This window comes from Leptospira adleri (assembly GCF_002811985.1).
In the GTDB taxonomy this organism is placed as follows: domain Bacteria; phylum Spirochaetota; class Leptospiria; order Leptospirales; family Leptospiraceae; genus Leptospira; species Leptospira adleri.
Genome location: NZ_NPDU01000126.1, coordinates 1 through 5,216, shown reverse-complemented (window position 1 = coordinate 5,216; position 5,216 = coordinate 1). Strand labels below are relative to the sequence as shown.

4 protein-coding genes are annotated in these 5,216 nt (G+C 36.2%); all 4 read left to right on the top strand.

Annotated features, from left to right (window positions below; translation table 11 throughout):
• Positions 1 to 144 precede the first annotated feature (144 nt).
• The 4 genes from CH376_RS23375 to CH376_RS23360 all read left to right on the top strand — a co-directional run bounded on the left by CH376_RS23375 (position 145) and on the right by CH376_RS23360 (position 4,972).
• Entirely contained in the window at positions 145 to 1,956 is a 1,812-nt protein-coding gene (locus CH376_RS23375; RefSeq protein ID WP_243398315.1) for a hypothetical protein, read from the top strand.
• The gene (locus tag CH376_RS23370; protein ID WP_100788547.1) at positions 1,937 to 2,284 is read left to right on the top strand and encodes a hypothetical protein; all 348 of its coding nucleotides are present in this window, start codon (positions 1,937 to 1,939) and stop codon (positions 2,282 to 2,284) included. Before CH376_RS23375 ends, CH376_RS23370 begins: the two co-directional genes overlap by 20 nt.
• Entirely contained in the window at positions 2,281 to 2,916 is a 636-nt protein-coding gene (locus CH376_RS23365; protein ID WP_100788545.1) for a hypothetical protein, read from the top strand. The genes CH376_RS23370 and CH376_RS23365 overlap by 4 nt, the downstream gene beginning before the upstream one ends.
• Before the next feature lie 922 nt (positions 2,917 to 3,838).
• Complete coding sequence (locus CH376_RS23360) at positions 3,839 to 4,972, top strand: SH3 domain-containing protein (protein WP_125232035.1); 1,134 nt, start codon at positions 3,839 to 3,841, stop codon at positions 4,970 to 4,972.
• Positions 4,973 to 5,216 lie beyond the last annotated feature (244 nt).

The window sequence follows — 5,216 nt, the reverse complement described above, 5'->3', positions numbered from 1 at the left end:
GTTTGAGAGTGTATGGATTAGAGAAGCTTGTTGGTGAGAAAAAGGGTGAGAAATTGTGGAATGTAGGGAGTAGGTGAATAAGAATCCTTTTCTTACATTTCACACCCCGCAAAAAGCGGAACCCATCCATTCCTCCGGAATGTCTTGGGTCCCACCTTCTTGCCCACCGTTCAAAGTAAAAAAGGATTCTTATTCGCCCACAATCCTAACACATTAAAACCTAATAAACTCGCATCTAAACAATCTAAACTCACAGCTAAAGATCGTTTTAACTCAAAGTTCCCTCATCTCAATCTTGATTATTACACAGAACTTACTAAAAACCTCATTACCCAATGCTATCCTAAGAACTGTCCTACCTGTAAAATACCTCTTACAAAAGGTATTTCTACTAGAGAGAATGTTCTCCGTTGTTCTAAGTGCAATGGTCAGGTATCATTAACGAAAGATACGCCCTTAGAACATTTAAAATTACCGTTGTGGGTGTTCTCCTATCTCTTAATCGAATCGATTGAACTCTTTCCACTCGGTCTTTCAGCTTCTGCTATCTGTAGAAAGTTATCAGTTTCTAAGAACACTGGAACTTTACTCAAACGCAGGCTACAGATTTTCTTAAGTGATTTGATTCCTTCTATTAAAAGGGAAATGGTAAAGGATCTAAAGAAAGCTTGGAAGGGTAAAAAACTGCCAGAATCAGGGGATTTAAAGCCTTTTATTGAAGGGAAGCCAGTTGTTCATACAGATACATTAGCGTTATTCTCTGCTTCTCAAAGAGCGAATGGATACCGAAAGAGATTTAAGCACAAAGGTCAGACTGCTTCTATTTATTTAACGGATGCGGTTGCTGAAGAACGTGGAAAGTATCAAATTGGAACTCTCTGTCATACTCTTGCGATTAAAGGTGGTCCAGTAATACTCTCTTCTGTTCCAGATCAAAAGCAAAAGTCACTTCAACCACTGTTTGATTTTTTACCAGAGGATGTTCCTTTATTTGCTGATGAGGGCATGCCTTGGATGGAGAGATACAATGTTAACTTTCGACAAGTGAATCATTCTCTTAGAGCTGTTGATACGAAACGGAATGTCTGGGGAAGGAATCGTTGGTCAAAGGATGGAGTAAACTCGCAATGTGCAGAGGGAACTCAGAGAAGTATTAAATATTCTTTCTTAGCTTCTTACAGTTATATTAGACCAGAGAATAGTGTTCTTTATCTCAATGAGTATTCTGGTTTGAAAGGATTGAGAGTGTATGGGTTAGAGAAGCTTGTTGGTGGAAAGAAGAGTGAGAAATTGTGGAATGTAGGGAGTAGGTATAGGTTTTCTAATAAATCCTGTAAAACTAACCAAGAGTCCATAAATCTACTTAAAAACAGACAAGATCTAATTTATCCGTTACCTTCTCCTTTAACCAGAATCCATAGCGATCATAGTAGAACTCGAAAGAGAATTGATAAAAAGTTTAGGTTTTTATTGGAAGAGAATCTGTATTTTCCTCTCAAACAAGCTTACTTTGATTATCTCGATTTTATGGAATCAGGTCCGACGCATCGAAAACAGAAAGAAAAGTTCTATAACTCGATCGCGTATTCTATCTGGAATCAACTTAACTTCGATTCCGATTATAATCTTCTTCAGCATGATTTCGGTGAACTTTCCTCTCATAAGCCTATGTTTCGAATCATTCAGAGATGGGCGAAACTTGGTATTGCGACTGTTAAACGAGTTGGAAAGAATAAGTTTGAAAAGGCTCAATATTTAGTTAAGAAACTCATTCCTGAATTACCGGATGTCTTATACACCTTTGATCGAAGTCAATTTGAGAATAATGAGAACTTAAAAGAGAATATTGAGGTTATTTTTGAGGAAACTCAAGTCGGAGCTAAAAGTAAGTATGGTATGACGAAAAAAGAAAGAATAAAATATATAGGAGAATTGTATGGAAAAGAAAGGTTCTAAATCGAAAGCAGATCGAAGGACAAAAGCTAAATTCAAATTCACTGCGAATGATTTTAAAGAACTGCTAAAGAAACAGGATCGTAAATGTGCACTTACTGGAAGAGAGTTAACTGCTCTTACTGTTGAAGTTGAGTTAAGGGAACCTTACAAAAACGAAGGAATAGAAAGTCTTGATAACCATTATCTTGTAGACAGATCCCTCTCCTTTCTCGCAAGACATGTAAACGAGAAGGATATAATTGATGTAGCGGCTGAGATCATTCAATTAAGAGGGCATGAAAGGGGTTACAAGTTGTTAGTTACTAAAGCGAAGAAAGGAATTAAATGAAGCGGACAATACCGGACGATGAATTTCCAATGTTTGTTATAGAATATTTCATTCGAAAGATTAGAATCAGACATTTTCAAAGGGTAAAATTTGATTCGAATCGAAGGAGAGAATTCATCTCTGAGAGAACCTGGTATCAGTCTTTTACTGTAAACAAAAGTAAGCTCGACCGAATTCACAATGACTTTTCCGGTAAGAAAGATATCGAAAGAGTCGAAGATGATCTTTGGAAAATGCTTATTCCTTTTCAAACTAAAAAACTAAAGAAATATTACGATCTCCTATCAGCTTGGCAAGCTACAGAATATCGAATTTTAGAGAAGTTGAACTTTCGAGATTTCCCAAAGAGTGTAAGTTCCATCTGGTGGGTTGCATCTCAAAGGCAAATACAGAAGTTAGCAAGAAGAATTGATAGGAGTGGAATTCCAGTTTTTAAACCTGAAAAGTATTTAAAAAGACAAAGGCAAAAATTGAAGCTTTTATACACGAGAACACCATTCAACTCTGAAGAAGAGGGATGGAATAAAGCGGCTATAGCCGGAACGCAAAAGGTGAAGAATCGATATGGAAAGGAATGGGAAGAAGCTATTCGAGTTCAGGTAAATAAATTGGAGAGGCGAAATAGAAAATAAATCTATAACGCCATTAATTAATTGTTAGGCGAAAACTCCCAACTTAAAAAGCTCAATATTATAAGGCTATGACTTGAATAGAATCCTTTCCCTCCACCGCAGACTGGTAGAGTAGTAGATTGAGATTCTTTAGGAGATAACTTTTGTTTACTGCTCTGAAGAGGGTTAACGTTCTTTGAGGTAATGAAAGGCTTAGTGGATATTTTGAAAAAGGGTGGTTGGTGAGGATTGGTGCGAGGAGATATGCCTAAGTCCGACCAAAACACGTTAGTCCCTGTGGTTTCTACGGGAAGCGTAGAAAACTTGGAGTTCTGAACTGATTTTTGATTTATAGACAACGTCACTGCTTGGTCCAGAAAGTTTATTTGGTCTACAGATAAGGGAGGAAAAGTCAAGGAGAATTTTGTTGAAATAAGCGGAGTATGTTAGAGAATAATGCTGGAACTTGATGAAAGGTGCAGCTGGAGAATTTTTTTGCCTGGGAATGGATGATCAAAGTTAAAGTATTTAGTTAGCCTGAAATCTAAAAAATCTATCTATATAAAGAAAGAAGACCTTGAGAAATGCATTTTTGTTTTTTTCGAAAATTCCAATGTTTTTAAATGGTATTCTTTTACAACAACTTAGATTCCTCTTTCGTTTGCATTCGAAAGGAAAAAAAAGCAGCCCTCCAAAGTTGTTAGATAATATTAAACAATAAGTTATGGCTCAAGGCCACGGTTATTTGGGCGAAGTCTGATAATTGTTCAAGCAGGGAAATATAGAAGTGTCTGGCAATGATTTTAAAAGGAAAAGTTTTATGAGCACAAGGATTAGTTACATTTTCATTATATTTGGTTTATTTACGATTTCATGTATATCAACTTCAAAGGGATTTGGGTATGTTACACAAAATGAGGCTAACGCGTACGGGAAGCCTTCCTTGAAGTCTCCAGTTTCTTTTAAAATTGATCGTAATATACCTTATGATGTTCTTTCAGCTAAAGTTCAGGATACCGATTCAGTAAAGGGAAGTGCCTGGATAAAAATACGTCAGAAAGAAAAAGTTGGTTATGTCCAGTTAGGCGACGCTCATCTCCAATACGGGATTCAATTATTTATGCCTGTCGTTGAAAACAAATATGGAATTGTAACAGCAACTCAATTGTTACTGCGAGATTATCCTGGAACCAATGGTAAAATTATAGAAAAATTAAAGACTAGGGAACTTGTAGAAATTTTAGATCTTGGTCAAAATCAAATTTCCGTTCAAGGTACTAATGGTGTATGGGCGAAGGTTAAAGCTAAGAATGATAACATAGGCTTTTTATTTGTGCCATATATTATGCGGGGATCAAGTTCTGAGGAGCTTTTAGAAAAGAAGAATTTAGAAGTGGAAGAAGAAGGATGGGGATATCTCGTAAAACCTGTAGATCGTATATTTAGCTATTTTAATGAAAAATTTCAATCAAAAGATGTTTCCGAACTTCGGGAAGGCGATTTCATCAAAGTAAAGAAACGGATCGTAACACCTGAGGGGAAAGTATTTTTTCACGTTATTAAAGATGAAGCTAAAACTCCTTTTTTTGAAGAGGAAACAAAATATAATGTATTGGTTGATGGCTATATACCATCTAATTATTTAAAAGTTTCTAGGCGATACGCCTCCCTCCATTTATCTGTTCACCCGCAAAACCAGATAAATAGAAAGATCATAGAAAAATTAGATTCACTCAATTCAAAAGATATTGATATGAATAGTCTGTTGATCGATAAATTTACCTTCAAAGGTAAAAGTTATTTCGCAGTGACTACTAAATTTCTTAGCAACTATACCAGTTGTGAAGGTTTCTTTTGTGGAGATGCGGAAAACATCTTTGTGTTCGTTAAATCTGGAAATGATTACGAAAAGATATTTGAAACAATGGGCGACAAAGTTACTTTCTATGATTATGGAGGTTATAATATTTCCGTTACAGATATTTCGCCTCCGGAAGGAGAGGGGCCGTCTGGTGTGGAAACAAAACGTAATTATAAGTTTAATGGAAAAGAGTTTGTCATTCAGCCGATAGAGTAGCTCCACTTAGGTGTGAAACTAACGACCTGCGTTTACAGATATGATAAAGTATTCAACCTGAGGAGTATATATGGCAACGGAATCGCAACGATGTATTCAGAAAAAGATCAAAATATTAAATCATTCCAAAGTATCTCGTAATGTTTCTAAAACATGCAGACACTTTGGAAGATAGTGTCCTTAAAGTTTCGCACAAATGAGAACTTGAGAAGAGCTCTCCTCACACGATCAAGCCATGAGCTTT